Origin of the sequence: Clostridium sp. (assembly GCF_034179595.1) — a bacterium.
Classification (GTDB): domain Bacteria; phylum Bacillota; class Clostridia; order Clostridiales; family Clostridiaceae; genus Clostridium.
Map to the genome: position 1 here is coordinate 54,837 of NZ_JAXFPT010000014.1, position 26,167 is coordinate 81,003.

28 protein-coding genes and 1 riboswitch are annotated in these 26,167 nt (G+C 26.1%); of the genes, 6 read left to right on the plus strand and 22 right to left on the minus strand.

Translation table 11 applies throughout. The features are described from left to right. Positions 1-102: 102 nt before the first annotated feature. Positions 103-456, plus strand: a complete 354-nt coding sequence (locus SPJ33_RS01160) for a tetratricopeptide repeat protein (protein ID WP_321116125.1) — start codon at positions 103-105, stop codon at positions 454-456. A gap of 26 nt (positions 457-482) precedes the next feature. Here SPJ33_RS01160 and SPJ33_RS01165 read toward each other — a convergent pair whose 3' ends face one another. The 3 genes from SPJ33_RS01165 to SPJ33_RS01175 are packed head-to-tail and all read right to left on the minus strand — an operon-like array spanning position 483 to position 3,425. Next, a complete protein-coding gene (locus SPJ33_RS01165) occupies positions 483-1,529 on the minus strand; it encodes a transglutaminase-like domain-containing protein (RefSeq protein ID WP_321116126.1) in 1,047 nt (348 codons plus the stop codon). 1 nt (position 1,530) lies between these two features. Next, positions 1,531-2,169 (minus strand): recombination regulator RecX, encoded by a 639-nt coding sequence (recX, locus tag SPJ33_RS01170; protein ID WP_321116127.1) that lies wholly within the window; start codon positions 2,167-2,169, stop codon positions 1,531-1,533. 11 nt (positions 2,170-2,180) lie between these two features. Continuing rightward, positions 2,181-3,425, minus strand: a complete 1,245-nt coding sequence (locus tag SPJ33_RS01175) for a pitrilysin family protein (protein ID WP_321116128.1) — start codon at positions 3,423-3,425, stop codon at positions 2,181-2,183. A gap of 143 nt (positions 3,426-3,568) precedes the next feature. Here SPJ33_RS01175 and SPJ33_RS01180 point away from each other — a divergent pair, with 143 nt between their 5' ends. Both SPJ33_RS01180 and SPJ33_RS01185 read left to right on the plus strand, forming a co-directional pair. After that, positions 3,569-4,240 carry a response regulator transcription factor gene (locus SPJ33_RS01180; RefSeq protein ID WP_321116129.1) on the plus strand — a complete coding sequence of 224 codons (672 nt, stop codon included), beginning with the start codon at positions 3,569-3,571 and terminating at the stop codon, positions 4,238-4,240. Further along, positions 4,240-5,757 carry a HAMP domain-containing sensor histidine kinase gene (locus SPJ33_RS01185; RefSeq protein ID WP_321116130.1) on the plus strand — a complete coding sequence of 506 codons (1,518 nt, stop codon included), beginning with the start codon at positions 4,240-4,242 and terminating at the stop codon, positions 5,755-5,757. The genes SPJ33_RS01180 and SPJ33_RS01185 overlap by 1 nt, the downstream gene beginning before the upstream one ends. Positions 5,758-5,792: 35 nt before the next feature. On the opposite strand, the gene ymfI is transcribed toward SPJ33_RS01185, so the two are convergent. The 4 genes from ymfI to glyA form a co-directional block, all read right to left on the minus strand. Beyond that, complete coding sequence (ymfI, locus tag SPJ33_RS01190) at positions 5,793-6,533, minus strand: elongation factor P 5-aminopentanone reductase (protein ID WP_321116131.1); 741 nt, start codon at positions 6,531-6,533, stop codon at positions 5,793-5,795. 3 nt (positions 6,534-6,536) lie between these two features. After that, the gene (locus tag SPJ33_RS01195; protein ID WP_321116132.1) at positions 6,537-7,475 is read right to left on the minus strand and encodes a dipeptidase; all 939 of its coding nucleotides are present in this window, start codon (positions 7,473-7,475) and stop codon (positions 6,537-6,539) included. A 45-nt stretch (positions 7,476-7,520) separates the two neighbouring features. Continuing rightward, positions 7,521-8,594, minus strand: a complete 1,074-nt coding sequence (locus SPJ33_RS01200; protein WP_321116133.1) for a metallophosphoesterase — start codon at positions 8,592-8,594, stop codon at positions 7,521-7,523. A gap of 85 nt (positions 8,595-8,679) precedes the next feature. Next, positions 8,680-9,915, minus strand: coding sequence for a serine hydroxymethyltransferase (glyA, locus tag SPJ33_RS01205; RefSeq protein ID WP_321116134.1), 1,236 nt, complete (start codon positions 9,913-9,915; stop codon positions 8,680-8,682). Between the two features lie 163 nt (positions 9,916-10,078). Here glyA and SPJ33_RS01210 point away from each other — a divergent pair, with 163 nt between their 5' ends. After that, positions 10,079-10,843 (plus strand): threonine/serine exporter family protein, encoded by a 765-nt coding sequence (locus SPJ33_RS01210; RefSeq protein ID WP_321116135.1) that lies wholly within the window; start codon positions 10,079-10,081, stop codon positions 10,841-10,843. Position 10,844: 1 nt separating this feature from the next. Next, positions 10,845-11,312, plus strand: coding sequence for a threonine/serine exporter family protein (locus SPJ33_RS01215; protein ID WP_321116136.1), 468 nt, complete (start codon positions 10,845-10,847; stop codon positions 11,310-11,312). Positions 11,313-11,334: 22 nt separating this feature from the next. On the opposite strand, the gene SPJ33_RS01220 is transcribed toward SPJ33_RS01215, so the two are convergent. The 7 genes from SPJ33_RS01220 to rbsK all read right to left on the minus strand — a co-directional run bounded on the left by SPJ33_RS01220 (position 11,335) and on the right by rbsK (position 16,918). Further along, positions 11,335-12,351, minus strand: coding sequence for a glycosyltransferase family 2 protein (locus SPJ33_RS01220; RefSeq protein ID WP_321116137.1), 1,017 nt, complete (start codon positions 12,349-12,351; stop codon positions 11,335-11,337). Between the two features lie 164 nt (positions 12,352-12,515). Continuing rightward, complete coding sequence (locus tag SPJ33_RS01225; RefSeq protein WP_321116138.1) at positions 12,516-13,841, minus strand: APC family permease; 1,326 nt, start codon at positions 13,839-13,841, stop codon at positions 12,516-12,518. 77 nt (positions 13,842-13,918) lie between these two features. Continuing rightward, positions 13,919-14,094: riboswitch (Lysine riboswitch) on the minus strand. Between the two features lie 119 nt (positions 14,095-14,213). After that, on the minus strand, positions 14,214-14,555 hold the full coding sequence (locus SPJ33_RS01230; protein ID WP_321116139.1) for a hypothetical protein: 342 nt from the start codon (positions 14,553-14,555) through the stop codon (positions 14,214-14,216). 97 nt (positions 14,556-14,652) lie between these two features. Continuing rightward, a complete protein-coding gene (locus tag SPJ33_RS01235; protein ID WP_321116140.1) occupies positions 14,653-15,078 on the minus strand; it encodes a hypothetical protein in 426 nt (141 codons plus the stop codon). Between the two features lie 47 nt (positions 15,079-15,125). After that, positions 15,126-15,356 carry a TIGR04540 family protein gene (locus SPJ33_RS01240; RefSeq protein ID WP_321116141.1) on the minus strand — a complete coding sequence of 77 codons (231 nt, stop codon included), beginning with the start codon at positions 15,354-15,356 and terminating at the stop codon, positions 15,126-15,128. A gap of 108 nt (positions 15,357-15,464) precedes the next feature. After that, positions 15,465-15,914 carry a DUF3237 domain-containing protein gene (locus SPJ33_RS01245; protein ID WP_321116142.1) on the minus strand — a complete coding sequence of 150 codons (450 nt, stop codon included), beginning with the start codon at positions 15,912-15,914 and terminating at the stop codon, positions 15,465-15,467. Between the two features lie 74 nt (positions 15,915-15,988). Beyond that, positions 15,989-16,918: a ribokinase gene (gene rbsK, locus SPJ33_RS01250; protein WP_321116143.1), complete on the minus strand. Its 930-nt coding sequence runs from the start codon at positions 16,916-16,918 to the stop codon at positions 15,989-15,991. Positions 16,919-17,077: 159 nt separating this feature from the next. On the opposite strand from rbsK, the gene SPJ33_RS01255 reads away from it, so the two are divergent. Then, positions 17,078-17,989, plus strand: a complete 912-nt coding sequence (locus SPJ33_RS01255) for a patatin-like phospholipase family protein (protein ID WP_321116144.1) — start codon at positions 17,078-17,080, stop codon at positions 17,987-17,989. Between the two features lie 223 nt (positions 17,990-18,212). On the opposite strand, the gene SPJ33_RS01260 is transcribed toward SPJ33_RS01255, so the two are convergent. The 8 genes from SPJ33_RS01260 to cobM are packed head-to-tail and all read right to left on the minus strand — an operon-like array spanning position 18,213 to position 26,157. Beyond that, positions 18,213-19,715: a cobyric acid synthase gene (locus SPJ33_RS01260; RefSeq protein ID WP_321116145.1), complete on the minus strand. Its 1,503-nt coding sequence runs from the start codon at positions 19,713-19,715 to the stop codon at positions 18,213-18,215. Positions 19,716-19,733: 18 nt separating this feature from the next. Continuing rightward, entirely contained in the window at positions 19,734-20,879 is a 1,146-nt protein-coding gene (locus tag SPJ33_RS01265) for a hypothetical protein (RefSeq protein ID WP_321116146.1), read from the minus strand. Next, on the minus strand, positions 20,869-21,951 hold the full coding sequence (gene cobD, locus SPJ33_RS01270; protein WP_321116147.1) for a threonine-phosphate decarboxylase CobD: 1,083 nt from the start codon (positions 21,949-21,951) through the stop codon (positions 20,869-20,871). Before cobD ends, SPJ33_RS01265 begins: the two co-directional genes overlap by 11 nt. Continuing rightward, positions 21,945-22,895 (minus strand): adenosylcobinamide-phosphate synthase CbiB, encoded by a 951-nt coding sequence (cbiB, locus tag SPJ33_RS01275; protein ID WP_321116148.1) that lies wholly within the window; start codon positions 22,893-22,895, stop codon positions 21,945-21,947. The genes cobD and cbiB overlap by 7 nt, the downstream gene beginning before the upstream one ends. A gap of 29 nt (positions 22,896-22,924) precedes the next feature. Further along, the gene (locus SPJ33_RS01280; RefSeq protein WP_321116149.1) at positions 22,925-23,692 is read right to left on the minus strand and encodes a cobalt-precorrin-6A reductase; all 768 of its coding nucleotides are present in this window, start codon (positions 23,690-23,692) and stop codon (positions 22,925-22,927) included. A 2-nt stretch (positions 23,693-23,694) separates the two neighbouring features. Beyond that, a complete protein-coding gene (cobJ, locus tag SPJ33_RS01285; protein ID WP_321116150.1) occupies positions 23,695-24,420 on the minus strand; it encodes a precorrin-3B C(17)-methyltransferase in 726 nt (241 codons plus the stop codon). A 13-nt stretch (positions 24,421-24,433) separates the two neighbouring features. Then, on the minus strand, positions 24,434-25,408 hold the full coding sequence (gene cbiG, locus SPJ33_RS01290) for a cobalt-precorrin 5A hydrolase (protein WP_414627191.1): 975 nt from the start codon (positions 25,406-25,408) through the stop codon (positions 24,434-24,436). A gap of 2 nt (positions 25,409-25,410) precedes the next feature. Beyond that, complete coding sequence (gene cobM, locus SPJ33_RS01295; RefSeq protein ID WP_321116151.1) at positions 25,411-26,157, minus strand: precorrin-4 C(11)-methyltransferase; 747 nt, start codon at positions 26,155-26,157, stop codon at positions 25,411-25,413. Positions 26,158-26,167: the final 10 nt, after the last annotated feature.

The window sequence follows — 26,167 nt, forward strand, 5'->3', positions numbered from 1 at the left end:
AATATTAAAAATGTGTCCATATTTTAAATATAGAATCTTTATTGTTCAAAGTTTATATAAAAAATACGTTTTGATAGAAAATTTCTATCTTAAGGAGGAAATATGAATTACTTTAGTGAAGCAAATAGATTGTATAACACCAAAGAATATGAAAAAGCAATACAATTTTATAAAAAAGCAGTAGAACACAAAGAAAATGAAGCTTGCTCTTATTATAATTTAGGTGTTTGCTTTATTAAACTTAAAAACTATAGTGAGGCAATAACTATGTTAAAAGAAGCTTTAAAGATTCAAAGAGATAGTAAATACTTTTTTAATCTTGGTTATTGCTATGCTATGCAAGAAAACAATAATAAAGCCTTAATATATTTTAATATGTCTTGGGCCTTAGACAATAAAGATAAAGATTGTGAAAAAGCCATAAATTTAATACTTTCTAAATATAAAAAAGATTAGCAAAAATTTCTTTTGCTAATCTTTTTTTACCACTGCCCTGCAATATTTCTTTTTTTATGATCTTTATCAAAATCTTCATTATCAAAATAGTTTCCTGCAATATAAAATGTTGGATCTACCTTAATCCATTTAGCTTCATCTTTAAGATAAACTTCATTCCATGCATGACTTATATATTCTTCACCATTATAAGCATCACCCATAACAATTCTAACATCTAAATTTATAGCTCTACACATAGATACATAAAGACAAGCATAATCAAAACATATTCCCTTTCTTTCATTAAATGCAGATATAGCACCACTATTTTTAACATCATTTTTATTCATCACTAAATATGCTTTATTATAATCATATTTTATATTATGTCCTATCCAGTTATATATAGATTTTGCTTTTTCTCTATCTGTCTTATCTTCTCTAGTTATTTCCTTTGCTTTTTTATCTATTTGCCCATTTGATTTTATTCCATCTTCTAAAGTTACGCCATTATAATATATTATAGTAGAACTTGATATATCCTCTACAATACCATTTTTTATTTTATCAATTTTCTGTTCATATAAAATATCTGAAAGGTTATTATATATGTTTAAATCAGAAAATGTACCTATTTCATATTTTGGCATAACAAATTCATTGTAAGTTATAATTGCAATTAAAATACAAACTATAACCAATAATCCCCTTATAAACCCTAGTAAGCTACTAAAAATAAAAAGTAACGATTTATTTACACCATATTTAATGTTAAAAAGCGAATTAGCACCCCTAAGTAATATATATACTATAGCTTTAATGATGAAAAATGCTATAAAAAGCATCATAACATTGATTAATCCATTTAATGGCTTATTATAATTTATTCTTAATAAAACTTTTTCTATTTCTTCATCAATAAAACTATAAAAAGTAATCATTATAAAGAAACTCACTATACTAGATATATTTCCTATTATAGCTATAATTATTTCATCTAAATCTTTATCCTCCATAGCATTTTTTACACTTTTTATAAGCATCAATGCTACTATTATAAAGAGGATTATTTTAGCTAGATTAAAATTCATATTAGTCTCCCTTATATTTTAAATAAACTTCCCTAATACACTCTTTTGCTATGTCGTAACCATATCCCCTACCTAATAAATATCTTATAATCTTATTTTTTATTTTAAATTCATCATTTTCTCGTTTTGCTAAAGATAAATACTTTTTTTCGCATAATGTAAATGCTACGTTAAATTCATCATCTCTATCTATTTCTTCTAAAGCTTCATCTATTAAACTTTTATCTATGCCTTTTTGAATTAATGTATATTTTATCTTGTTTTGCCCTTGATTTTTAATATGATCTTTAACATACATTTTTACAAATTTTGAATCATCAATAAATTTATATTCTTTTAAAAATTGTATTGTCTTTTCTATAGTATCTTCATCAAAGTCTTTTAAAAATAACTTATCTCTTATCTCTTTTTCAGTTTTATAGCTTCTCTCTACCGTATTTAAGGCTACTTCTTTGCACTTTGAAAAGTTTTCTGAAATCGCTATCTTTATTAACTTTTCTTTATCTATTTCTTGTTTTTCTTTTAAGCCAAATTTATAAACTAACTCCATATTTATTGAAAAAGCATATTCATAATCTATATAAATATTTACTCTTTCTTTATTTCTTTTTCCAACTTCTATTTTTGTTATTTTACTCAAATTTAATCACCTTATCTATCTTTTCTTAAAATGTGAATTGTAGGATCTTTTAAAACCTTTGACGCAATTTCATAAATTTGTTCTTTTTCTATTTTATTTATTCTTTCCATATCTTTTACAAATTCTAATAAATCTTCTTCTTCTAATTCTTGGTGAAGTATATAATTGCAAAGTTCTGCTGAATCTTCAAGAGTTGATATAACTGCTGTTTTATGAACTTTTTTCATTATCTCTAAATCCTTATCTGTAAATTTTATATTACCTGAATGTATATTACTTATAACGCTATCTATTGCATTTTTTGCTTCTTCTACATCTTCATCTCCCACTGATGTATATATATATAGCACCTTAGAATCTTTACTTATATCTAAATGCGTAAAAATATCATAAGCAAGACCCCTATTTTCTCTTACTTCTCTAAACAATAAAGAATTAGCACTTTCTCCTAATCTGTGATTTAATATCCTTAAAGAAATTTCATCATCTTTTTCTAAATCATTAAATGTATATAGATATACTATTGTGCTTTGTTCAATTTCATTTTTATAACTTGTAACTTCTATATTTTTATTTTTTTCTAATATTATATTTCTTTCTCTATTATTTACTCTTTCCCAATTTCCAAAACTTTCTTCTATTAATTTTAAAGCTTTATCATGTTCAAATGAAGATACTATTGTAACTATTGTATTATTAGGTCCATAATTTTCATTATAAAACTTTAATAAATCATCTCTTTTAAAATTATCAACATTTTTTTCTATTCCTATAACATCATATCTTAAATGACTTTTTTCAAAAGCTACTTCATCAGTTTTCTTAAAGCTTAAATCTTCAATATCATCTTTGCTTGTCCTTATTTCTGCAAGTATTACGCTTCTTTCTTTTTCAATTTCTTCTACAGGGAAATTAGAATTTATCATCATATCTCCTAGTAACTTTATTCCATTTTCAATTTCTTCTTCTAAACAACTTATAGTATATACAGTAGAGTCATAATCTGTATAAGCATTATATTCTCCACCTAAATATTCAAGTTCCTCATTTAATTTTTCATTACTTCTTAAACTTGTCCCCTTAAATAACATATGTTCTATAAAATGACTTATACCTTTTTCATTTAAGTTTTCATACATAGCTCCAATTCCGACCCCAACGTTAACTGAAGCTATCTTTGTATCTTTTTTTATAGTTATTACCTTAAGTCCATTTTTAAGAATACTCTTTTTTATATCAAAATTTAATTTAACCATAATTATCTCCTATTTTAAATTTAATTGTAACCTTTAATATAATATGTTTTAAGAAATAATACAATACAAATAATAGAAACTATTTAAATATTTTTTTATTTATATATAATGTAATTAAGTATTTTTTTAAGGGGGTAATTTTTATGAAAAAATCCATACTTATTGTAGAAGATGAGATAAAAATACGTTTTTTAATTAGAGATTATTTTTTAAAAGAAGATTTTAATGTGTATGAAGCTGAAGATGGTGAAGTTGGATTAGAAGTTTTCTCAAAAGAGAAGATTGATTTAATAATTCTAGATGTAATGATGCCAAATATGGACGGTTTTACATTCTTAGAAAAGATACGTTCAGTTTCATCTGTACCTGTAATACTTTTAACAGCTAAAGCTGAAGAAGAAGATAAGCTTCAAGGTTATGAATTTGGAGCAGATGATTATATGACAAAACCATTTAGTCCAAAAGTTTTAGTTGCTAAAAGTAAAGCTCTTTTAAAAAGAACAATAAAGAATATTGATTCAAGTTCTCAAAATTTTAATGGTCTTACAATAAATAAACTCTCTCATGAAGTTAAGGTAAATGACACTGAAATTTCTCTTTCTCCAAAGGAATATGAACTTTTATTATATTTAATATCTAATGAAGGAATAGCTCTTTCAAGAGATACTATATTAGATAATGTTTGGGGATTTGATTATTATGGAGATATAAGAACTGTTGATACTAATATAAAAAGGCTTCGTGAAAAACTTTTAGATAAAGCTAATTATATAGTAACTGTTCGTGGTAGTGGATATAAATTTGAGGTGAAATAATGAAAGAAACTTTATCTAAAAGAATATTTCTTATAACATTTATATTTTTAGTATGTTTTATGGCACTAACTTTGCTTTTTCAAACATTTATTTTTGAAGACTTTTATCAGCAAAAGAAAACCAAATCACTTTCAAATCAAATAGAGGAATTTTCTAAAAAAAATTCATTTAAAATAAATGATACAAATAGACTTTACTCTGCACTTAGAGACTTTGAAGATAAAAATAATGCAAAGATAGCTATATTTTCAACAGATGGAAAACTTAGATATATATCAAGTAATCTTGAAAATGATAAAGAAAATATAAATATGCTAACAGAGTTTTGCTCTTCTTTATTAAATAATAATACTATTTTAATGAAGTTATTTACTAGTGATAAACCAGTATCTACTATATTTTTTACAAATAATCATAATACAAAAAATATAGGTGTAGCAACTGCTATATCAATTGATAGCAAAAATGATGCTATAGTGCTTTGCGTATCATCAATCCAACCTATCATTGAAGCTAGTAATGTTATAAGCGAATTTTATGTTTATATATTTATAGGTATTTTATTTATATGCTTGATAATTTCTTCTATTTTCTCTAAATTAGTAACTCATCCACTTAAAAATATAAACAATGTTGCAATTAAAATGTCAAAGATGGATTTTTCAGAAAAATGCGAAACTAATAGAGATGATGAAATAGGAAATCTTGCTAAAACGCTAAATTTTTTATCTATGAATCTTAAATCTTCTCTAGAAGATTTAAAAGAAAAAAACAAAAAACTTGAACAGGATATAGAAAAAGAACGTAAACTTGAAACAATGAGAAAAGATTTCGTAGCTAGTGTAAGCCATGAACTTAAAACACCTATAGGTATAATTGAAGGATATGCTGAAGGAATAAAAGATGGGATAGTATCTGGAGATGATGCACTTATTTATCTAGAAACAATAATTGATGAATCTAAAAAAATGGGCAAACTTGTTTCTAATATGTTAGAACTTTCAAAGCTTGAATCTGGAGTAATAAAACCACAATTTGAAATCTTTAATATAAATAGATTAATAAATAATGTAGTTAATAAACTAAAACCTGATTGTTTAGAAAAAAACTTAAAGATAGAATTTTCTCCAAAAACAGAATACTCTTATGTAAATGCTGATGTATTTCAAATGGAACAAGTTCTTACTAATGTAATAACTAATGCAATAAAATACACTCCTAAAAATAATGATATTAAAATAAGCATAGAAGATGTAGATAAGGATTATTTCAATATTTCAATATTAAATACTGGAACATCAATTCCAGAGGGAGAAAATATAAATCTATTTGATAAATTTTATAAACTTGATAAATCAAGAAATAGAAAAAGCAATAGTACCGGCTTAGGTCTTTCAATAGTTAAAAATATATTAGATTTACATAACTTTAAATATGATTTAAGAAATGTACATGATGGAGTGCTATTTGAATTTTTCCTTAAAAAAGCTGAAATAGATGATATTGAAGATATTTAAAATATAAGGATATTCCAAAATGGAATATCCTTTATTTAAATTAATCCACCATCTATTCTTATTATCTGTCCTGTTAAATAAGGTGAATCATCTGTACATAAAAATACTACACATTTAGCAATTTCACTAGTCTTACCAAATCTACCCATAGGAATCTCTTCTTCTAATTCTCTTCTTTCATCATCATCTAAAAATGAGTTCATTTCTGTATCTATAACTCCAGGTGCTATTGCATTAACTCTTATGTTTGAAGGTGCCATTTCCTTAGCTAATGCCTTAGTAAATAAATTTAATCCTCCCTTTGATGATGAATATAAAACTTCACAAGAAGCTCCAACTTCTCCCCACATAGAAGATATATTTATTATATTACCGCCTTTATTAAGCATATGTGGAAGTCCATGTTTTGTGATATACATAGCACCTTTAAGATTGACATCTAAAATATTATCTATATCTTCTTTAGTTGAATCCATAAATAGTCCTATTTTACTTATTCCTGCATTATTAACTATAATATCAATAGAGCCAAAGCTTTCTATAGTTTTATCTATTATATTTTTTGCACCTTCAAAGCTTTTAACATTTTCTTTTACCTTTATTGCATATCCACCAAATTCTTTTATAAGATTTAAAGTTTTGTCTGCTCCATCTTCATCTTTAGAATAATTTATTACAACGTTTGCTCCATTTTTTGCAAGTTCTATTGCTATATCTCTTCCTATTCCTCTTGAAGCACCTGTAACTATTGCTACTTTTCCTAATAGTTTTCTCATATTTTACTCCTTGTCGTATTCTTCTAGTACTCTAATTATATTTTTATAAAATATTTTTTCTATATCATCATAACTAAAACCTTCTCTTTGAAGATAGTCGCAAAGTTTGTTCATTTCACTTGTGTTCTTTATCTCAACTTCATTTTCTATTCCATCAAAATCACTACCTAATGCTAAAACATCAATCCCACCTATATTTCTTATATGCTTTGCATGTGATACTAAATCATAAATAGAAGTTATTTCATTTTTTCCTACAAAGTCACTGCAAAAGTTTAGTCCCATAACTCCGCCTTTATTAGCTAAAAGCTTTATCATTTCATCAGTTAAATTTCTTGGATGATTCATTATTTTTCTTGAATTAGAATGAGTTGCTATAAAAGGCTTATCACATATTTTTACTAAATCATAAAAACCTTTATCTGATAAATGTGAAGCATCAGGTATAATTCCAACCCTTTGCATTTCCTTTACCATTTCTATTCCAGTATTTTTTAAGCCCATATCTTTATATTTAAAATTATAATTTGGATAACCTATACTATTTTCATAATTCCAAGTTAGAGTTATCATCCTTATTCCCATATCATAAACTTCTTTAATTTTACTTATATCACCCTTTAATACTTCACCTTCTTCTATTGATAAAAAGGCTCCTATTTTTCCTAAACTTTCTGCTTCTTTAAGTTCTTTTACATTTCTAACTATTTTTATACTATCTTTATTTTTTTCTACTTCTCTCATAAAGTTTTCATACATATTTTTAAACCCTATATATGGATCATCTACTTCATTTAAATCTAAGAAAAAAGCAAAAACTTGAGCAAGAGCTCCTCCTTTTTTTAGCTTACTTATATCCACTTTACATACACTATTATCTAAATGTAGATTTTCATTTAACATCCTATATGCTGTATCGCAATGTAAATCTATATATTTCATACTTCCTCCAAAATGTATATTATTTTTATTTATATTATACAGTCATTACTTAACAAACTTCAAATACTCTTCAAGTTTTTGAGCTTTATCTAACTTATCTCTTTTTACAAATAAATTATTTTCTACGCATGGCTTATTTTTTTCCCACAATTTATTTTTTTCACAAGACTTATTTTCTTTACAAGAACAAGACTTATTTTCTTTACAAGAATTACATTTTCCTCTAACATCTATACTCCATTTAATTGGTACAATTGAGCCTTCATTTATTTCTAAACACGTTATACTATGAGGAAGTACACAAGATCCATCATTAAAATAAAGCCCTTCTCCTACTTTAGGAAATTTAACATTATGAGTATGTCCACATATTAATAAAGTTTTATTTTCATTTGCCCAATCTGCAAGCTTTTTATCAATCTTACTTCCTTTTTTATAGCTATTTGCAGGGCTATTTGGAGCCTTATATCCTGCAATTCCTTCTAAAAATGTCCATATATATCTTACTAAAAAGCGACTTACAAAACTAAATTCATTATTCATTAAGTCTAACTGATGACCATGCGTTACTATGCACTTTTTCTTAATTTTTTTACTATTCAAGGAAAAGTTTAAGACAATGCCTTCATGAAATTCTATATTATTTATTAATTTTAAAAAACTTTCCCCAAAATTTTCATCTATTTTTCTAAATTTATTCTCATTATATTTTTTAAAGTTCTTATTTTTCTTAATATTATCATGATTTCCATATATCATATATAATCTTTTCTTGCCACTGGATTTATCATTATTAAATTTATTATATAAATCAAATACCTCTTTATAATTATAGGCTATATCAATACAATTTCTATTTTCCCATAATTCATCTCCATCTCCTACCTCAACTAAAGTATATCCTTCATTATAATAATATTTTATAGCAGCTAGATATATATTCCTGTTGTTCATAAGAGAATCATTGTAGCCTCCATCACCTCTATGCACATCACTTATAAACACAATTTTTGAGTTTAAATCAACCTCTAATTCTTCCTCATTTTCTAATATCCTTAAAAATTCTTTTTTCCCCATAAATATCTCTTTATAATTAATTTGCATTATTATTATATTCATTTTTTAATTTTATGATATTAAAATCTTTAAAGTCCTATCTAAATATAAAAAAACAGAAAGAATTTTATTCTTTCTGTTTTTAAAATCATTTATACATTCTATGTTTTAAGCTTAAATTTCTAACCCTTTCAATTAATTCTTTAGATCCTTCTTCTCTTTTTTCTATTGCTTCATTAATTATAGATGCAATTTCTTTCATATCTTCTTCTTTATATCCTCTAGTAGTTACTGCTGCTGTTCCTATTCTTACTCCTGATGTAACAAATGGACTTCTCTTTTCATCTGGAACAGTATTTTTATTTAACGTAACTCCAATTGAATCTAAAAGCATCTGCGCTTCTTTACCAGTTATATCTTTATTTGTTAAATCAACTAAAATCAAATGAGTATCAGTTCCTCCTGATACGATTTTAAATCCATAATCTTTAAGACTCTCTGCTAAAGCTTTGCAATTTTTCACAACTTGTTTCATATATTCTTTAAATTCTTCATCTAACGCTTCCTTAAAAGCTACTGCTTTTGCAGCTATTATATGCATTAAAGGGCCTCCTTGAATTCCTGGGAATATATTCTTATCTAGCTCTTTTGCGTATTTTTCTTTGCATAATATTAAACCACCTCTAGGGCCTCTTAAAGTTTTATGAGTTGTTGAAGTTACAAAATCAGCATAAGGAACAGGCGACATATGAAGTCCTGCTGCAACAAGCCCTGCAATATGGGCCATATCTACCATAAAATAAGCTCCAACTTCATCACATATTTCTCTAAACTTTTTAAAATCTATCTCTCTTGAATAAGCACTTGCCCCTGCAACTATAAGCTTAGGTTTATGCTTTAATGCAAGAGCTTTTACATTTTCATAATCTATAACTTCTGTATTTTTATCTACTCCATATGATACAAAATTAAATAATTTACCTGAAAAATTCACAGGAGATCCATGAGTTAAATGTCCGCCATGACTTAAATCCATACCTAATACAGTATCTCCTTCATTTAAAACAGTAAAATATACTGCCATATTTGCTTGTGAACCTGAATGTGGCTGTACATTTGCATGTTCTGCATTAAATAATTCTTTAGCTCTTTTTCTTGCAATTTCTTCAACTTCATCAACTACAAAGCATCCACCATAATATCTTTTATTTGGATAACCTTCTGCATATTTGTTTGTTAAATATGATCCCATAGCTTCCATAACAGCTTCACTTGCAAAATTTTCTGATGCAATTAATTCTATCCCATTTTCTTGCCTTTCCATTTCTTTATTAATTAAGTTATAAATCTCAGTATCTGTTTTTGATATTTTTTCAAAATTCATCTTCTATCCCCTTTTCTAATTTTTTAAAATTTTTAATAAATATATTTTAAATTTCTATACTATTTATTATATTTTTATTCATATAAAATTAGTTCTTTTGATATTATAAGGTTTTACATTTATGATATAATATTTTTAATAACTTATTTTTCGAGGTGATAATTTGGACGTAAATAAATTACTTCATTTATCTACATATGCAGGGGTTTTGATGCTTCAAAGCGGAGCTGAAATACATAGAGTAGAAGAAACTATATGTAGAATATGTCAATCATATGAAATTAAGGAAGCAAATAGTTTTGTTACCCCAACCGGTATTATGGTATCTATATCATATAATGATCAAACATATTCTATAGTTAAAAGGGTACATGTAAGAGGGGTTGACTTACATAAAATAGAACAAATAAATGATTTATCAAGAAGAATTGAAGCATCTAAGCCACCTCTTGACTTAATAGATAAAGAACTTAATAAAATAAACAATACAAAAAGATATTCAATGCCTACCACAATATTTTTTTCCGGACTTGCTGCTGGATTTTTTTCAATATTATTTGGTGGAAACTTTAGAGATTTAATCGCATCTTTCTTTATAGGGATTTTTATACAATGCCTAGCTTCTATATTTTCAAAGATGTCATTAAATGATTTTTTCATAAATACTATTTGTGCTGGAACATGCGCAGCATTTGCAATCTTATTTTTAAATTTAGGGTTTATAACAAGTATTGATGAAACTATAATCGGATCTATAATGCTATTAGTTCCTGGACTTGCAATAACTAATGCTATAAGAGATACAATAGCTGGAGATTACTTAGGTGGAATAACAAAAGGTAGCGAAGCTTTTTTAGTTGCAATTGCAATTGCCGTAGGTACAGGTGGAGTTATTAGTTTTTGGCTTAAATTTTTAGGAGGCATTTAATATGACTACAATCATTATACAAAGTGTATATGCACTTATAGCAACTTTAGGATTTGGAATAATTTTTAATATACATGGTAAAAATTTATTTTTTGCAACAATAGGTGGCGGCATAAGTTGGTTTTGCTACCTATTAGGTTTAAAATTCAATCTTACAACTACAGCTACATTTTTCTTTTCATCAGTAATATTTAGTATTTATTCTGAAATACTTGCAAGAAAACTTAAAACTCCAGTTACTACGCTAGTTGTATGTGCATTAATTCCGTTAGTGCCTGGTTCTGGAATGTACTACACTATGTATCAAGCAGTTACAGGTGATATAATGCATTCGCTTGAACTTGGAATTAATACGTTAGCAAATGCAGGAGCACTAGCACTTGGAGTTATATTTGTATCTACTATAACTACTCAATATTATAAAGTAAAAAATAAAACTATAAAAAGATATAAAAAGATTGAGAAATAAAATCTCAATCTTTTTTATATAGTTAAATATTTTCTATTATCTTATCAATATTTCCTAAGCTTTGTTTTAATTCATCTATATCAACTACTTCATCAAATTCACTTGATGGATATTTTATATTAATCTTAGTATTAATATAATTATCTAGTGCTTTTTTAGCTTTAGCAAATTCATAAAGCTCAATCCTTAAAAGACATTCCATAAAATATAAATCTCTAAAATCACTATACTTTTTAGTTATCTTTTCTAAAAAATCTTCCTCTTCCTTATACATCTTTAATTGATGCAATGCTTTTGTTCTATTTATTATTATTTTAGGAATTAAATCTGACATATCTTCTTTTTCTTCTTCAAGTATTTTCATAACTTCATCATAATTTTGCAATGCATTTTTAAAGTTTCCAACCTTTCCAAATTCATTACCTAATCTAAAGAAATAATATATATCCTTTTTTTCGTATGAATTAAGTGTTGAAAGATTTCTTTTACTTTTCTCTTCAATATCAACTATATCCTTATCATTACCATAATTAAAGATTTGAGCATCAGTAAATGCTATAGCTTCTTTTCCATAATTTTTTATAATGCTTTCTTTAACGCTTTCTTGAATCTTACCCTTAAATCTTATATTTTTGTCATTTCTAAAAATTCTTATAGAATTTTCTATTGACCTTTTCTTTCCATTTATAAAAGAAGCTATTCTTAAATTAAGACCTTTATCTTTTTCATTATCTTTTATATAACTTAAAATTCTTTCTTTTCCAGTATCATTTATTATTTCATCACAATCTAAAATTAATATCCATTCTCCTCTAGCTTTATCTAAAGCTATGTTTCTAATATAAGAAAAGTCATCTTTCCATTCTTCTTTATATACCCTTCCCCCATATGATTTTACAATATCAATACTATTATCAGTTGATCCTGTATCTACAACTATTATTTCATCAACAATATCCTTAACGCTTTTTAAAGCATTACCTATTGTCTTTTCTTCATTTTTACATATCATACAAAGACTAATAAAAGCCTTTTCCATAAAAAAACCCCTCTCAATTATTAAATTTGTATCATATCTAAAAAAACTTATAATACTACTATATATTAAGTATATTAGTTTACATTATTATTTATGTTAAATACATTTAATATATATTTTTCTATAATAAAAAAACACTCATCATATAATGAGTGTTTTTAAAATTAATTATCTTGAACCTTATTTTTATGATAGTTATATATGTAAAATGGAATACCTATAAGCATTAATATAAAGCCCCACATTACAGTTTCTGCACCTGATCCATATATTGTCCATATTGAATATATAAATGCTAATATAGGAACTATTGCTCTTTTTATAAAGATTTTAAAGTTAAATTCTCTAACCCCTTTAAACATAAGCATTATTTCTGCTGCTGAAGTTAAAAGATATACTGGTAAAAATGATAGTGTTGCAAGTATAGTTATAAATGTAAATGCTGAAACCATACTTTTTTGGAAATTCATTATTAATAATATATTTACTAATACTGAACCTATTATTAAAGCATTTGCTGGTGTTTCATATTTTGGATGAAGTTTTCCAAAGAATTTAGGGAATACTCCATCTTCTCCAGCTGCAAAGGCAACACGTGCAGTTGAAAGTAACCAACCTATAGTTGTTCCAAGTATACATATAACAACTGCAATAGTAATTGGCTTACCAATTGAACTTCCTAAAATCTTAGTTAATATATCTGTAAGTGGTGCTTGGCTATTTGCAAGTTCTCCGTTTGACATAGCACCCATACTAGCTAAACTAATTAACATATAGATTACAGCAGCTATTATCATTCCATAAATAGTACTCTTTTTAACATTTTTCTCTGGATTTTTTATTTCTCCAGCCGTAACAGTTGAACTTTCAAGCCCTACAAAAGCCCAAAGCGTTGATGTTGCAGCAAGTGAAACTGTTGAAAGTCCTTTTCCTTCTGGAATTAAAGGTGTTATGTTTGAAACATCAAAATTTAAAAATGCAACAATAATAAATGTAGCAAAAAATACAATTTTAAATATAGTTGCTATTGTTTGAAGCTTTCCAGCCTTTTTAACACCTACTATGTTTATTATAGTAAAAATCCATAATATTGCACTTGTATATATTATTGAAAATAATGGCTTATGTAATGCTGGTATAACAGCTGCACTATAACTTGAAAGTGCTACAATTATCGCTGCATTTCCAATCCATGAACCATTCCAATAAAGCCATGCACTTAAAAATCCTGTAAATTCTCCAAATGCAGTTTTAGTATATTGATAAGCTCCACCAGTCTCTGGATATTTAGATCCAAGATTTGCAAATGAAATTGCTATTAGTATAGAGCCTATAGCTGTTACTATCCAAGCAATTATTGTTGCAAGCGGTCCTGAAAGTTGAGCTAAAGTTGCAGGCAGCATAAACACTCCTGAACCTATCATGTTTCCACAAACGAGCATAGTTGCCATAAACAAACTAATCTCTTTTTTTAGATTCTTCTCTTCCAATTTTCTTCCTCCTAATTTTAGAGTAAAAAATAAGCTCAAAGAGTATACCTTTGAGCATGTATAATAATCTTTACAAACACAAAGATAGCTCTTCACAATAGACTCTTGTGACAGTGTTACATATATTTTATGTAACCCCAATATATAATCTTAAAGCATAAATTATATATTTCGGCAATAATACCTTTTATATTAAATCAACGTGCTTTCCTCATTAATACTACTAATTATTATTGCGACCTCTATCTTACTTATTCTTTTATATGTGACATTATATTTATACATAATATTATAAATATTTATACACAGCATTATAATTGTATCTAAAGTATTAAAATATGTCAATTTTTTTATGTTTAATAAGTATATTTCTTATGAATTTTCACTCTTAAATTTCTCTACTAATTCCTTAAGTATAAAAATTTCTTCTAATTTTATACTATTAGGATTAGTCGTTAAAGGAAATTCTTTAATCCATATATTGCCGTCTTTTTCTTCCATAGGAATAACTTCTTTAGTTGAATCTTCATCATAAACTTCTTCTATATATTCATCCTTTGTTAAGATAACAATTCTTCTACAAGGTTCTTCATTATCTGAATATATATTAAAAAAGCTATTATAATTGTCAAATGATTTTACTGAAGTAACTATTTTTGCACTTAGTCCTAACTCTTTTGCAACATCTAATACATTAATATAATCTTTATTCATATTTTTAAACCTCTTTATTTAAATTAATAATCTTTATGTATTTTATTACAAAATAAAAGATGCATGGAAAATCCGGTGCACCTTTTATTTTATAATTTTATTGAGCTGATTCATCTACTGCAACTTCTTTTTCCATATCAGCTATAAATGAATTTAAATCCATAAATGAACTTTTAGCAAAATCTAAGAATAAATCTTCATCAACTTCCTTAAATTCTCTGCTGTTTATAACTACTAAATCTCTCATTAAAAGATTTACATCAATTTTTCCAACTATCTTAGCAACATTTGCTGATACTAATGCGTTTAATACTCCTTCGCATTCATTTCTATTATTTATTATAGCATTATTTGATTTTGGTAATTTTTCTTTATAATCTAATGTGATACATTCATAAAATTCACCAAACTCATCATAAACTTCTAATGCTATATTATCAGTATCTAAATATCTTTCCATAACGCAAGTTAAGTTAAGTCCATCCCATTGAACCTTTTTGTTAAATATCTTTATAGTTGCCATATTTAATTCTACCTTCTTTCAAATTATATATCCTAGTATGTATTAATTTAGTTATTTTCTAGTATTTTATCTATTATTTGTTTTCTTTCTTCACCTAATACATTAAATAACTTTACAGGCATATGTCCATCTTTATATACACTATTTTCATTAGCTTTAACTATTTTAACTATTTTTTCTTGTAATTTTTCATATGTCATAAGACCATCTAGATGTTGATCTATTAAGTCTTTTAAACATGTAGCTAATTCTTTTGGATTTTTGTAAATTACTCTCATAATTAACTCCTTTGTATTAATATTTATATATATAATAACATATTCCTCTGTTATTTTACATTGTTTTTTTAAATCAATACTTATCTTAATACGTTAAAATATTATTTATTATTTTACTTTATAGAATTTAAGAATTACACTATCTGTTAATCTTTTAGCTTTGCATATAAAAGCTGTTTCAGTAAGCCATCTTAATTCTTCGTTATAAACTTCAAATGTTGGTGTTGTGCAGAAATAATAAAGAGATGGATTTATAAAGCCTCCATTTTTAACTATATCTACATATTCTTTTGGAACAGTTCTAAAGCCATTATTTTCAATATAAAAACTCATTCCATTATCCAATCTTACAGCATATCTAGCACTTAAGTCGCATTTTCCATTTGGTCTTATTATTTGGCTATCAACTCCTCCTGGTAAAACTTCTCCATGCATATCTTTTCCTGTAAGTTCTCCACTTAATATAGGTATTAACTGTCTTCTTCCTACAACTTCATCTTGGCCCACTAATATAGGCTTATCTACTTTTACTGTAATTGAAAAAGCTTCTTCTAACATATTTAAAATTCCTCCTATTTTTTATATTTTAATTATACTACAATTAAAATATTTAATAAAAAACTTTAGAAAATTTAAACTTCTCCATATATTTCAATAACTTCTTCAAGTCTTGCAATTGAAGGTTGTGCTCCCTTTCTTTGTACAGTTATTGAAGAAACCTTATTTGCAAATTTAACTGCTTTTAATAAATTTTCAAAACTTAAGTTTTCTATATCTAACTTTGAGCTTAATCCTCCAATAAAGCTATCTCTAGCTGCTGTAGTGTCTATTGCCTTAACTTTATACGCTTCTACTATTTGTCCATCTTCTTTGCTTATAACAGCTGCTCCTTTTGAACCTAAAGTAACTATTACAAATTTCACGCCTTTTTCTAATAATCCATTTGCAGCAAGCTTTGCACTTTCTAAATCATTTACTTTAATACCTGTTAAAAGCTCGGCTTCAGTTTCATTTGGAATTATAATATCAGTATATTTTAATAATTCTTCATCTATCTTTTTAGCTGGTGCTGGATTTAAAATAGTTACTTTATTATTTTCTTTTGCTATTTTAAAAGCTTCTAATATAACCTCTTCTGGTACTTCAAATTGAGAAATTAAAATATCACTATTTTCTATTATTTCTTTTGATTTTTCTATTTCATCTTTATTTAAAGTCATATTTGATCCTGAAATAACTGTTATTGAATTATTTCCATTCTTATTTACAGTTATAACTGCCATTCCCGTTGGTTCATTTTCATCTTCAAATATTAAATTAGTATCTATAGAATCTTCTTCTAATAAACCTTTTAAAATTTTTCCATTATCATCTTTTCCGATTTTTCCAATCATAGAAACTATATTTCCACATCTTCTTGCTGCAACTGCTTGATTTGCACCTTTTCCCCCTGCTATCTTTTCAAAAGATTCTGAAAGAATTGTTTCGCCTTCTTTTGGCATTTCATTAACTTTTATAACTAAATCCATATTTATACTTCCAAGTACACAAACTTTATTCATATAATCTTATCCTTTCTAAACGTTTTTACTAAGTTTATTAATTATATAATAATATATTTTTTAAGATAATAAAAACCTAAATTATTATTTTATTAAGTAATCACACATTTAATTCCTTTTAAATATTTTATTTATATAGCTCTTATTTTGGAGAATATTATGTGTGCATTTAGAATTGTTTCATTTGATGGTGGTGGCATTAAAGGAGCATTATCTGCTAGAATTTTTAAAAGATTTTGTGATAGATATCCAGAGATACTAAAAAAGACTGACCTTTATGCTGGTGTTTCAACTGGATCTTTAATAGCTTTATTATTAGCTTCTGGAAAAGATGCCGATTTTGTTGATAATATATATAGCTATAACAACATAAAAAATGTTTTTAACAAAAATCATCTTAATTTTCTTAGGCCTAAATATAACAATAAAAATTTAAAAAATATATTAAGTTCTGTATTTAAAGATACTGATAAATTAAGTGATTTAAATAAATATGTATTTATTCCATCCTTTAGTTTAACAGGTCTAAACTCAAACACTTGGGAGCCTGTATTTTTTAATAATATAGAACAAAATGATAATCTATCTAATTATTCAATCATAGATGTAGCCTTATCTAGTTCTGCTGCCCCAACATATTTTCCATCTCATAAAGGTTTTATAGATGGTGCTGTCGTTACAAATATGCCAACTGCAACTGCTTTAATAAAAATCTTAAAGTTATATCCTAAGCTAGATTTCTCAGATTTTAGAATTCTCTCAATTGGCACAGGCATAACTCCTTGCTGTATAAAAAGAAATACTTCGAAATGGGGTATTATGCAATGGGCATATAATCCACTTATTAAAATGAAAAAGCCTCTAGTATCAATTTTATTAAATGATACTATTCCATTAGAAGACATGTACTGCAAAGAACTTCTTAAAGATAACTTTTTTAGAATAAATCCAATTTTAGAAAATGAAATAGAAATGGATGATTATAAAAAAGTAAATGATTTAAAAAATTTAGGTAGCTTACTTGATTTAACAGATGCTTATAAATATATAGAAAATAATTTTTTAAATTAAAAAGTAGGGATATTTATCCCTACTTTTACTTATAAATCTGTTTATTTATATTTATCTCTTTATTATCATTACTTTTAACTTCTTCAATATATTAAAGAATTAATAACAATTGTAGAAACTAAAATCCTACTTAATATAACCCAACCTACTATCAGTCTAACGTTTTTATTTTCTTATAAATATTCCCATAAAACTCTTTCTGAAACAATTTTCTTTCAATACTCTAAAATCCTATTATTTCTTCTAGCTTTTCTATATCAATATTTTCTTTAAGTAAGTTAGCTAACTTGTCATATTCTCTTTTTTTATGCTCTTTATAAGATATTTCTTTATTTATATTTTCTATTGAAATATTATTTTTCTTTGCTATATATTCTATAAGCTTTAGATTAAATTCGTCTGAATCAAATATTCCATGAAGATAAGTTCCAATAACTGTACCTTCCTTATTTATAGAACCAATTATCCTATTTTCATCATCACAAATAAATGAAATAGCATCTTCTTTATATTCATTTACTCCGTTATGGATTTCGTAGCCTTCTAGCTTTATATCAGAAATATATTTATTTATTGGATTATCTTTATTTATATGTGCTTTTGTTTGGACAGTTGTTTTTTCTTTCTTAAATCTAGTATTAAAGTCTAAGAAATTAAATCCTAATTCCTCTAAAGTATCTCCTTCAATCTTTTCATCATCTATTATTTTTTCTCCAAGCATTTGATAACCACCACAGATACCAAATATTAAGCATCCATTACTATGAAGTTCTTTAATTTTTTCATATAATCCTATATTTTTTATATGTTTTAAATCATCTATTGTGCTTTTACTTCCAGGTATTATTATCATATGAGGATTTCCTATTTCACTTACATCTTTAACATATCTTACACTTAATCCGTCCATTCTTTCTAAGTTGTTAAAATCAGTGAAGTTTGATATATGAGAAAGTTTTATAACTGCAATATCTATCTTTTCCTTTTTATTGTTTTTTCTTAATATTTTTTCACTAACACCATCTTCATCTTCAATATCTAATGTGCAGTGAGGCATTACCCCAAGAACAGGTATATTTATTATATCTTCTAATTGTTTCATAGCACCTTTAAATAAATCTACTCTACCTCTAAATTTATTTATTATTACGCCTTTAACTCGTTTTCTCTCTTCTTCATCAAGTAACATAATTGTTCCAACAACTGAAGCAAAAACCCCGCCTCTATCTATATCTGCAACTAATATAACAGGAACATCTGCCATCTTTGCCATAGACATATTTGCTATATCAGTATCTTTTAAATTTATTTCAGCACAGCTTCCAGAGCCTTCAAGAACAATTAAATCATAATTTTCTTTTATAGAGTTATATGTATTAGAAACTTCTTTTTTTAGTTCTTTATTTATTTCTTTATACTTATAAGCATCCATTATAAACTTAACTTTTCCATTTACTATAACTTGAGTTTTTCCTCCATTTGGTTTTAATAAAAGAGGATTCATAAAAGATTGTGGAGTTATATTACAAGCCTCTGCTTGAACAACTTGTGCTCTTCCCATTTCAAGCCCATCTTCTGTTACAAAAGAATTTAATGATATATTCATAGCTTTAAATGGTGCAACCTTTAAATTTTTATTTGTAAAATATCTACAAATAGCAGTAGCTAATGTACTTTTACCAACAGATGATGCTGTTCCAAGTAACATTATTCCCTTTGATTTCATAAAGCCTTCCCCCTTTATTTAAAAAGTCATAAATTCTATTAAATGATTTATTTTTGTAAAGTTTATATCTTTATAATCAGAACTTAAAAAGATATATTCTCCTTTTCCCTCTTCATGCATTCCAGTTACTGAATTAGTTATATGATCTCCTGTTATAAGCATAGAAAAGTCTTTATAATTTTCTTTTATATATAAAAATAGTGGATTTACTATTTCATTAAATGTCTTTTTAAGAAATAATATCTTCCCATCTAAATCTTTTCTATGAGCTAGTTCATCACAACCATTTATATGCAATAATAAAAAGTCATGACTTTCTATAGCTTCTTTTGACTTATTAAGCTTTTCTATTAGTGATGTATCATAATCTCCAGTAGCACTATATAAATCTATATTTTCTAAGCCTATAGATAATCCCATTCCCTTTACTAAATCAATCCCTGAAATAACAGCTCCATCTAATTTTAGCTTGTCTTTAATTAAATCTAGAGAAGTTTTTTTAGATAAACCCCAAGGATATAACATTATTCCCTTATATCCTATATTTTTAAAGTATTCATATGAGTATTTCATAAATTCTAATATAATATTTAATCCTCTATTAAACTTATCTAAAGTATTTTTTGGCAATATATCTTCTAAAAGATTACCTACATTATCATGTGGCTTAAAAAAAGCTATATCTTTTAAATCATCATAGTTTTCATCTATAAAGATTAGATTTCTGTATGCATCACAATGAATCATTTTTATCTTTTCATTTAATCTTCTATTTTTCTTAAAATCTTCTATAAACTTATATGTAATAAAGCCAGCTTCTTTTTTAGATAAACCACTTGTAAAATCTTTTAGTTTATAATTATCAATTTTAACTAAATTACATCTTAATATAGATTCATTTTCTTTTACCTTATATCCTTTTGACAATGCTTCAAAATAGGCTCTTTCATATATCTTATTTTCATTAGGTGAATATCCTAAGATATTAAAGATACAATTTAAACTATCTACATCATAACCAGCTGTAGAATTATCAAAACTCCCTCTATAAGAAAATTGAGTTATAGACTCTAAATATTTAAATTTAAAGTCTATAACTTCTTTTAAACTTTGTGTATCTTCAAAATATCCATCTAAAATTATAAGTACCTTTTTACTTTTCATAATCAAAAACCTTACTTAATGCACTAATAATCTTTTCATTTTCTTCTCTTGTTCTAACAGCAATTCTATAATACATATCATCTAAACCAATATAATTATTACAGCTTCTTATAAGTATTCCATACTTTAATAATTCTATCTTTAAATCTATATCTTTATCTATCTTAAAAAATATAAAATTAACTGATGGATTAAATACTTTTAATTCTTTTATATCTTTTAAACTATTATATAGATATTCTCTTTCCTTATTTACATAAAGAATGCTATCTTTGTTATATGTATCTTGTTTTAATCCACATATAGCTGAAACAGAAGCTAATGTATTTACATTCCAAGACATAGTTACCCTATCTATATTTTTAAGTAAATCTTTGTTAACTGTAACTCCAAAACCTATTCTAAGCCCTGGCATTGCATAAAACTTAGTTAAAGATTTTATTATAACTAAGTTAGAATACTTATATACTAAATCCATAACTGAATAATCTTCTTTATCCTCTACAAAATCTAAAAATGATTCATCAACTGCAACAAAAATATTTAAATCATGTGCTCTTTTTATAATCTTTTCTAAATAGTCTTTTTTGGTTATAACGCCTGTAGGATTATTAGGATTACATATAAATACAAGATCTATACTTTCATCTAATGATTCTAAAAATTTATCTGTTATTTTAAAATCGTCTTCTTCTTTTAAAAGAAAATATTCTATATCTCCACAAACACTATTTACTGCCTCTTCATATTCTGAAAAACTTGGAGCTAATAAAAGTGTTTTTTTAGGATTTAAAGCTCTCACTAAATTAAATATACATTCTGCTGCTCCATTGCCTAAAAATATATTTTCTTTTTTTATATTTTCAAAACTACTTATTTCTTTTTTTAGTTCATAATAAGTTATGTCTGGATAATTAACTATATCTTCTAAATTATTTATTATAGAATTTTTTATATTCAAATTAAGTCCTAAAGGATTTATATTTGCTGAAAAATCAATAATACTTTTTCTATCTATATTATAAACTCTGCATATTTCATCAATATTTCCACCATGAATAGACTTTAACATAAAATCACCTCAATAACCTTACTTATAACGCAAGCTACTATAACACCTAAAAATGAACTTAAATATAAAATTCTATTTACATCATCAACAGTTTTTAATGTTATTTTATTTATTTGATCTCCTATTTCAGGCTTTTTAACTAATTTTCCAAAATAATAATTTGCTCCACCAAGTCTTACCCCTAAAGCACCAGCTGCTGCTGATTCTGGGTGAGCACTATTTGGGCTTGTATGATTATTTTTGTCTCTATTATAAATTTTAAAGGCATTTTTATAATCTAATCTTAATAAAAATGATGATATTATTATTAAATAAGCTGAAAGCCTTGCTGGTATATAACTAAATACATCATCTAATTTAGCAGGAAAATATCCAAATTCTTTATACTTATCATTTTTATAACCAAACATAGAATCCATAGTATTTACTGCTTTATATAAAAACATAAGCGGTGCTCCACCTAAGCCTACAAAAAATAATGGTGCTATTACCCCATCTGACATATTTTCAGCAACAGTTTCAATAACAGCTTTCATTATTGCTTCTTTATCTAATCTATCAGTATCTCTTCCAACTATGTATGATAATTGCTTTCTAGCCATTTCTATATTATCTTCTTTTACATATTTTATTACCTTTAAGCCCTCAACTTTTAATGCCTTTGTTGATAAACAAAAATATATTGCTATACATTCGTAAATTAGAGCTATATATGGATTTATTTTTCCTAATAACTTTATAAGTAAAAAATTAATTAAAAATACTATAGATACAACTACAATCCAAGTAATTGCTCCTGCAAGCTTTAGATGTTTTTTGAAGATTTTTCTAAATAAATTTTCAAAGATTTGTGCTATTTTCCCTATTCCTCTTATTGGATGATATGGATTTTGAGGATCACCTATTATTAAGTCTAATAAATATCCTATTATTATCTTTATCATATTAAAAGCTCCTAAATTTAGATATAACCTTAAAGGCTATATCTTTCTACTAAATAATCAACTAATCTAGATTCATCATAAAAAGTATTACCATAATTCATTTTAGGTTTTTCTATGACAATAAGTTTTATATTTTTATCTATGCAAGATTGTAACTTTTCAAGTGTTCCACCAGCATTTCCACTATCTTTAGTTATCATTGCCTTAGCATTATATTGATCTATAAAACCAATATTTAATTCATAGCTTATAGGTCCCTTGATAGCTACAACATCTTGAACGTCAACGCCTAAACTTAATACTTCTTTAAGTATTTCAGAAGATGGTAAAATTCTATGTATGATTCTATTTTTGCTATTAACATCAAGGATATTTTTTATGTTTCTACTACCAGTAGTATTTAATATATTACCGTCTATATCTTTTAAAATTTCTTTAAGTTCATGATATTCTTTTATTTTTATTATATTTTCATAACTTGAGCTACTTAATACTCCCTGTCTTTCAAAACGAATATAATCAATCCCCATATCTTTTGCGCTTTGAATTGCGTTTTTGCTAACTTCTGTTGCATATGGATGCGAAGCATCTACTAAAACGTTTATATCAAATTCTTTAATTAGATTTTTTAAACCATCTTCATCTAAAGGTTTTGTATTTAAATGCTTTAGCTTAAAATTTTCAAGTAACTTTCCACCATACTCTGTAGCTGTAGATACAACAACTTCATCAGTATATTTATTTATCATTTTTAAGATTTCTCTTCCTTCAGAAGTGCCTAATATAAAACCTATCATTATTACTTATCCTCTAATTTATAACCTCTAGGTGTTATAAATATGCCATCTTTTATATAACTTTGTGAATTGCCGACTATAACTATACTCATCATATCAACTACTTCAGTATCAAACTTTTCAAGAGTTGTTATAGTATATTCCATACCATCTCTAAGAGCATTTTTAACAACTGCAATTGGAGTATTTCCATCTCTATATTCACTTATTATATCTAAGCATTCTCTTAAATACTCTGGTCTTCCCTTACTTTTTGGGTTATATAAAGATATTATAAAATCTCCTTCTGCTGCAAGTTTAACTCTCTTTTTTATAGTTTCATAAGGAGTCATTAAATCACTTAAACTTATATTACAATTATCATGCATAAGTGGAGCTCCAACTACTGAACCTGCTGCACTTGATGCTGTAAGTCCTGGAATTATAACTACTTCTTCATCAGTTTTAAGCTCTAATATAAGCCCTGCCATACCATATATTCCAGCATCTCCAGTACTTATTAAACAAACGTCCTTTTCTCTTGAAAGTTCTAAAGCTCTTTTACATCTTTCAACTTCGCCTCTCATGCCTGTTTGATAAATTTCTTTATCTCCTATTAAATCACGTACCATTTCTATGTACTTTGTATATCCAACAATTATATCAGCATTTAATATAGCTTCTTTTGCTTTTATAGTCATATGTTCTAATCCACCAGGACCAATTCCTACTACATATAATTTTCCCATCATTTAATCTCCTTTAAATGTATTTTTCTCCTATTGAAAGAGTCATTCCTTCGTATTTTATCTTTTTAACCTTAACCTTTGCATCCATAAGATAAATAACGGGTTCACAAACACATCTTACTCCAACAGTTTTAAATACAAAATCACTGCCTTCATAATCTTCATCTACACTATTTATCTCATCTTTATTAAAAGTTATAAATTCACATCCTAAAAATTTAGCTAAAGATATGATAGCTTTTTCATTTTTCTTAACATCTATAGAACCTATTTTAATTACTGATCTTTTATCATAATTATTTTCTTCTAACACCTTAAGAACAAATTCTCTAAGCTTTTTTTCATCCGTATCTTTTCTGCATCCAATTCCTAAAACTACATCTTTTCTAACTAATTTAAGTAAATTATTTTTCTTTTGTATATTTAGTTTATTGGTAACTAAAATCATATCGTCTCTTATTTCTTTTTCTTTTATATAGCCTTTTGGAGTGCTTATTATATCTTTTTCATCATTAAAATAAACTTTTTTACCGTTTACTAAAAGTGCTGCTACATCCTTACATATCTTTAAATCATCTATTACTAAATCATTTTCTTTTGCAATCATATCTGGTGCTACTATATTCATTTTATCTGTTGCAGTTGTTATAACTTCTGTATTATTTAAAATTTTAGCTACTTTAGATGTTAATCTATTTGCACCACCTAAATGACCACTTACAAGGCTTATTGTAAAATTATTATTTACATCAACAACAACTATAGCAGGATCCTTTGCCTTACTTTTAAGGTAAGGAGCTATAAGTCTTACCGCAATCCCAGTTGAACTTATAAATATAACTCCTTCTAATTCTTGCATAAATTCTTTTGTAACGCTCTTTAAATCTTTATCTTCTTTAGACTTTAAAAACACTCTGCAATTAAGATTTTCTTTTAGTTTCTCTGCAAGAATATCACCTTTTTTTGTTACACTTATTACACCAATCATCTTTAAAGTATTGCATCCCTAAACATATGTGAAAATGTTTTATCATAAAGCTTACTTTTTTCATATTCACAGTCAATAAAATCACCAACTAAGATTTGAGCACATTTTGTTATTCCAGCCTCTTTAACTTTTTCACTTATATCATCTAATGTACCAATTAATATTCTTTGATCTTCCCATGTTGCTCTTTCAACTACTGCTATATTAACGTTTCTTCCATATCCACGTCTTAATTTTTCTACAACCTTATCAATCATTGATATTGATAAAAATATTGCCATTGATGCTCCAATACTTGCAAGTTTTTCTAAATCTTCAGTTTCAGGAACTTTAGTTCTACCTTCTACTCTAGTTAAAATAACTGTTTGTGTTATACTTGGAAGAGTAAATTCTTTTTTTATAGCAGATGCAGCTGCTGTAAATGAGCTTACCCCTGGAATTACTTCATACTCTATATTATATTTATCAAGTTCATCCATTTGCTCTTTTATTGCACCATATATAGATGGATCACCTGTATGTAATCTTACTATTATCTTATCTTTATTTTCAGTCATAACCTTTATAACTTCATCTAAATTCATCTTTGCTGAATTATATATCTTTGCATCTTTTTTACAAAAGTTCATATGTTCACTTGAAACTAATGAACCTGCATATATAACTATATCTGCTTTTTCTAATATCTGTCTTCCCTTAACTGTAATTAAATCTACATCTCCTGGACCTGCTCCTATAAAATAAACCAAAATCTTTCCT

Bases quoted from the DNA above. Each gene is read 5' to 3' on its own strand.
- SPJ33_RS01230 (WP_321116139.1), bottom strand. From the start codon at position 14,555: ATGAATAAAGATTATATTAATGTATTAGATGTTGCAAAAGAGTTAGGA.
- SPJ33_RS01260 (WP_321116145.1), bottom strand. From the start codon at position 19,715: ATGAAATCAAAGGGAATAATGTTACTTGGAACAGCATCATCTGTTGGT.
- SPJ33_RS01220 (WP_321116137.1), bottom strand. From the start codon at position 12,351: ATGGAAAAGGCTTTTATTAGTCTTTGTATGATATGTAAAAATGAAGAA.
- SPJ33_RS01195 (WP_321116132.1), bottom strand. From the start codon at position 7,475: ATGAAATATATAGATTTACATTGCGATACAGCATATAGGATGTTAAAT.
- SPJ33_RS01240 (WP_321116141.1), bottom strand. From the start codon at position 15,356: ATGAGAGTAATTTACAAAAATCCAAAAGAATTAGCTACATGTTTAAAA.
- SPJ33_RS01235 (WP_321116140.1), bottom strand. From the start codon at position 15,078: ATGGCAACTATAAAGATATTTAACAAAAAGGTTCAATGGGATGGACTT.
- ymfI (WP_321116131.1), bottom strand. From the start codon at position 6,533: ATGAGAAAACTATTAGGAAAAGTAGCAATAGTTACAGGTGCTTCAAGA.
- cbiG (WP_414627191.1), bottom strand. From the start codon at position 25,408: ATGATTGGTGTAATAAGTGTAACAAAAAAAGGTGATATTCTTGCAGAG.
- cobJ (WP_321116150.1), bottom strand. From the start codon at position 24,420: ATGGGAAAATTATATGTAGTAGGAATTGGTCCTGGTGGATTAGAACAT.
- cbiB (WP_321116148.1), bottom strand. From the start codon at position 22,895: ATGATAAAGATAATAATAGGATATTTATTAGACTTAATAATAGGTGAT.
- SPJ33_RS01185 (WP_321116130.1), top strand. From the start codon at position 4,240: ATGAAAGAAACTTTATCTAAAAGAATATTTCTTATAACATTTATATTT.
- SPJ33_RS01255 (WP_321116144.1), top strand. From the start codon at position 17,078: ATGTGTGCATTTAGAATTGTTTCATTTGATGGTGGTGGCATTAAAGGA.
- glyA (WP_321116134.1), bottom strand. From the start codon at position 9,915: ATGAATTTTGAAAAAATATCAAAAACAGATACTGAGATTTATAACTTA.
- SPJ33_RS01245 (WP_321116142.1), bottom strand. From the start codon at position 15,914: ATGTTAGAAGAAGCTTTTTCAATTACAGTAAAAGTAGATAAGCCTATA.
- SPJ33_RS01175 (WP_321116128.1), bottom strand. From the start codon at position 3,425: ATGGTTAAATTAAATTTTGATATAAAAAAGAGTATTCTTAAAAATGGA.
- rbsK (WP_321116143.1), bottom strand. From the start codon at position 16,918: ATGAATAAAGTTTGTGTACTTGGAAGTATAAATATGGATTTAGTTATA.
- SPJ33_RS01165 (WP_321116126.1), bottom strand. From the start codon at position 1,529: ATGAATTTTAATCTAGCTAAAATAATCCTCTTTATAATAGTAGCATTG.
- SPJ33_RS01200 (WP_321116133.1), bottom strand. From the start codon at position 8,594: ATGAATATAATAATAATGCAAATTAATTATAAAGAGATATTTATGGGG.
- SPJ33_RS01265 (WP_321116146.1), bottom strand. From the start codon at position 20,879: ATGAAAAGTAAAAAGGTACTTATAATTTTAGATGGATATTTTGAAGAT.
- cobD (WP_321116147.1), bottom strand. From the start codon at position 21,951: ATGTTAAAGTCTATTCATGGTGGAAATATTGATGAAATATGCAGAGTT.
- SPJ33_RS01160 (WP_321116125.1), top strand. From the start codon at position 103: ATGAATTACTTTAGTGAAGCAAATAGATTGTATAACACCAAAGAATAT.
- SPJ33_RS01215 (WP_321116136.1), top strand. From the start codon at position 10,845: ATGACTACAATCATTATACAAAGTGTATATGCACTTATAGCAACTTTA.
- SPJ33_RS01280 (WP_321116149.1), bottom strand. From the start codon at position 23,692: ATGATAGGTTTTATATTAGGCACTTCTGAAGGAAGAGAAATCTTAAAA.
- SPJ33_RS01180 (WP_321116129.1), top strand. From the start codon at position 3,569: ATGAAAAAATCCATACTTATTGTAGAAGATGAGATAAAAATACGTTTT.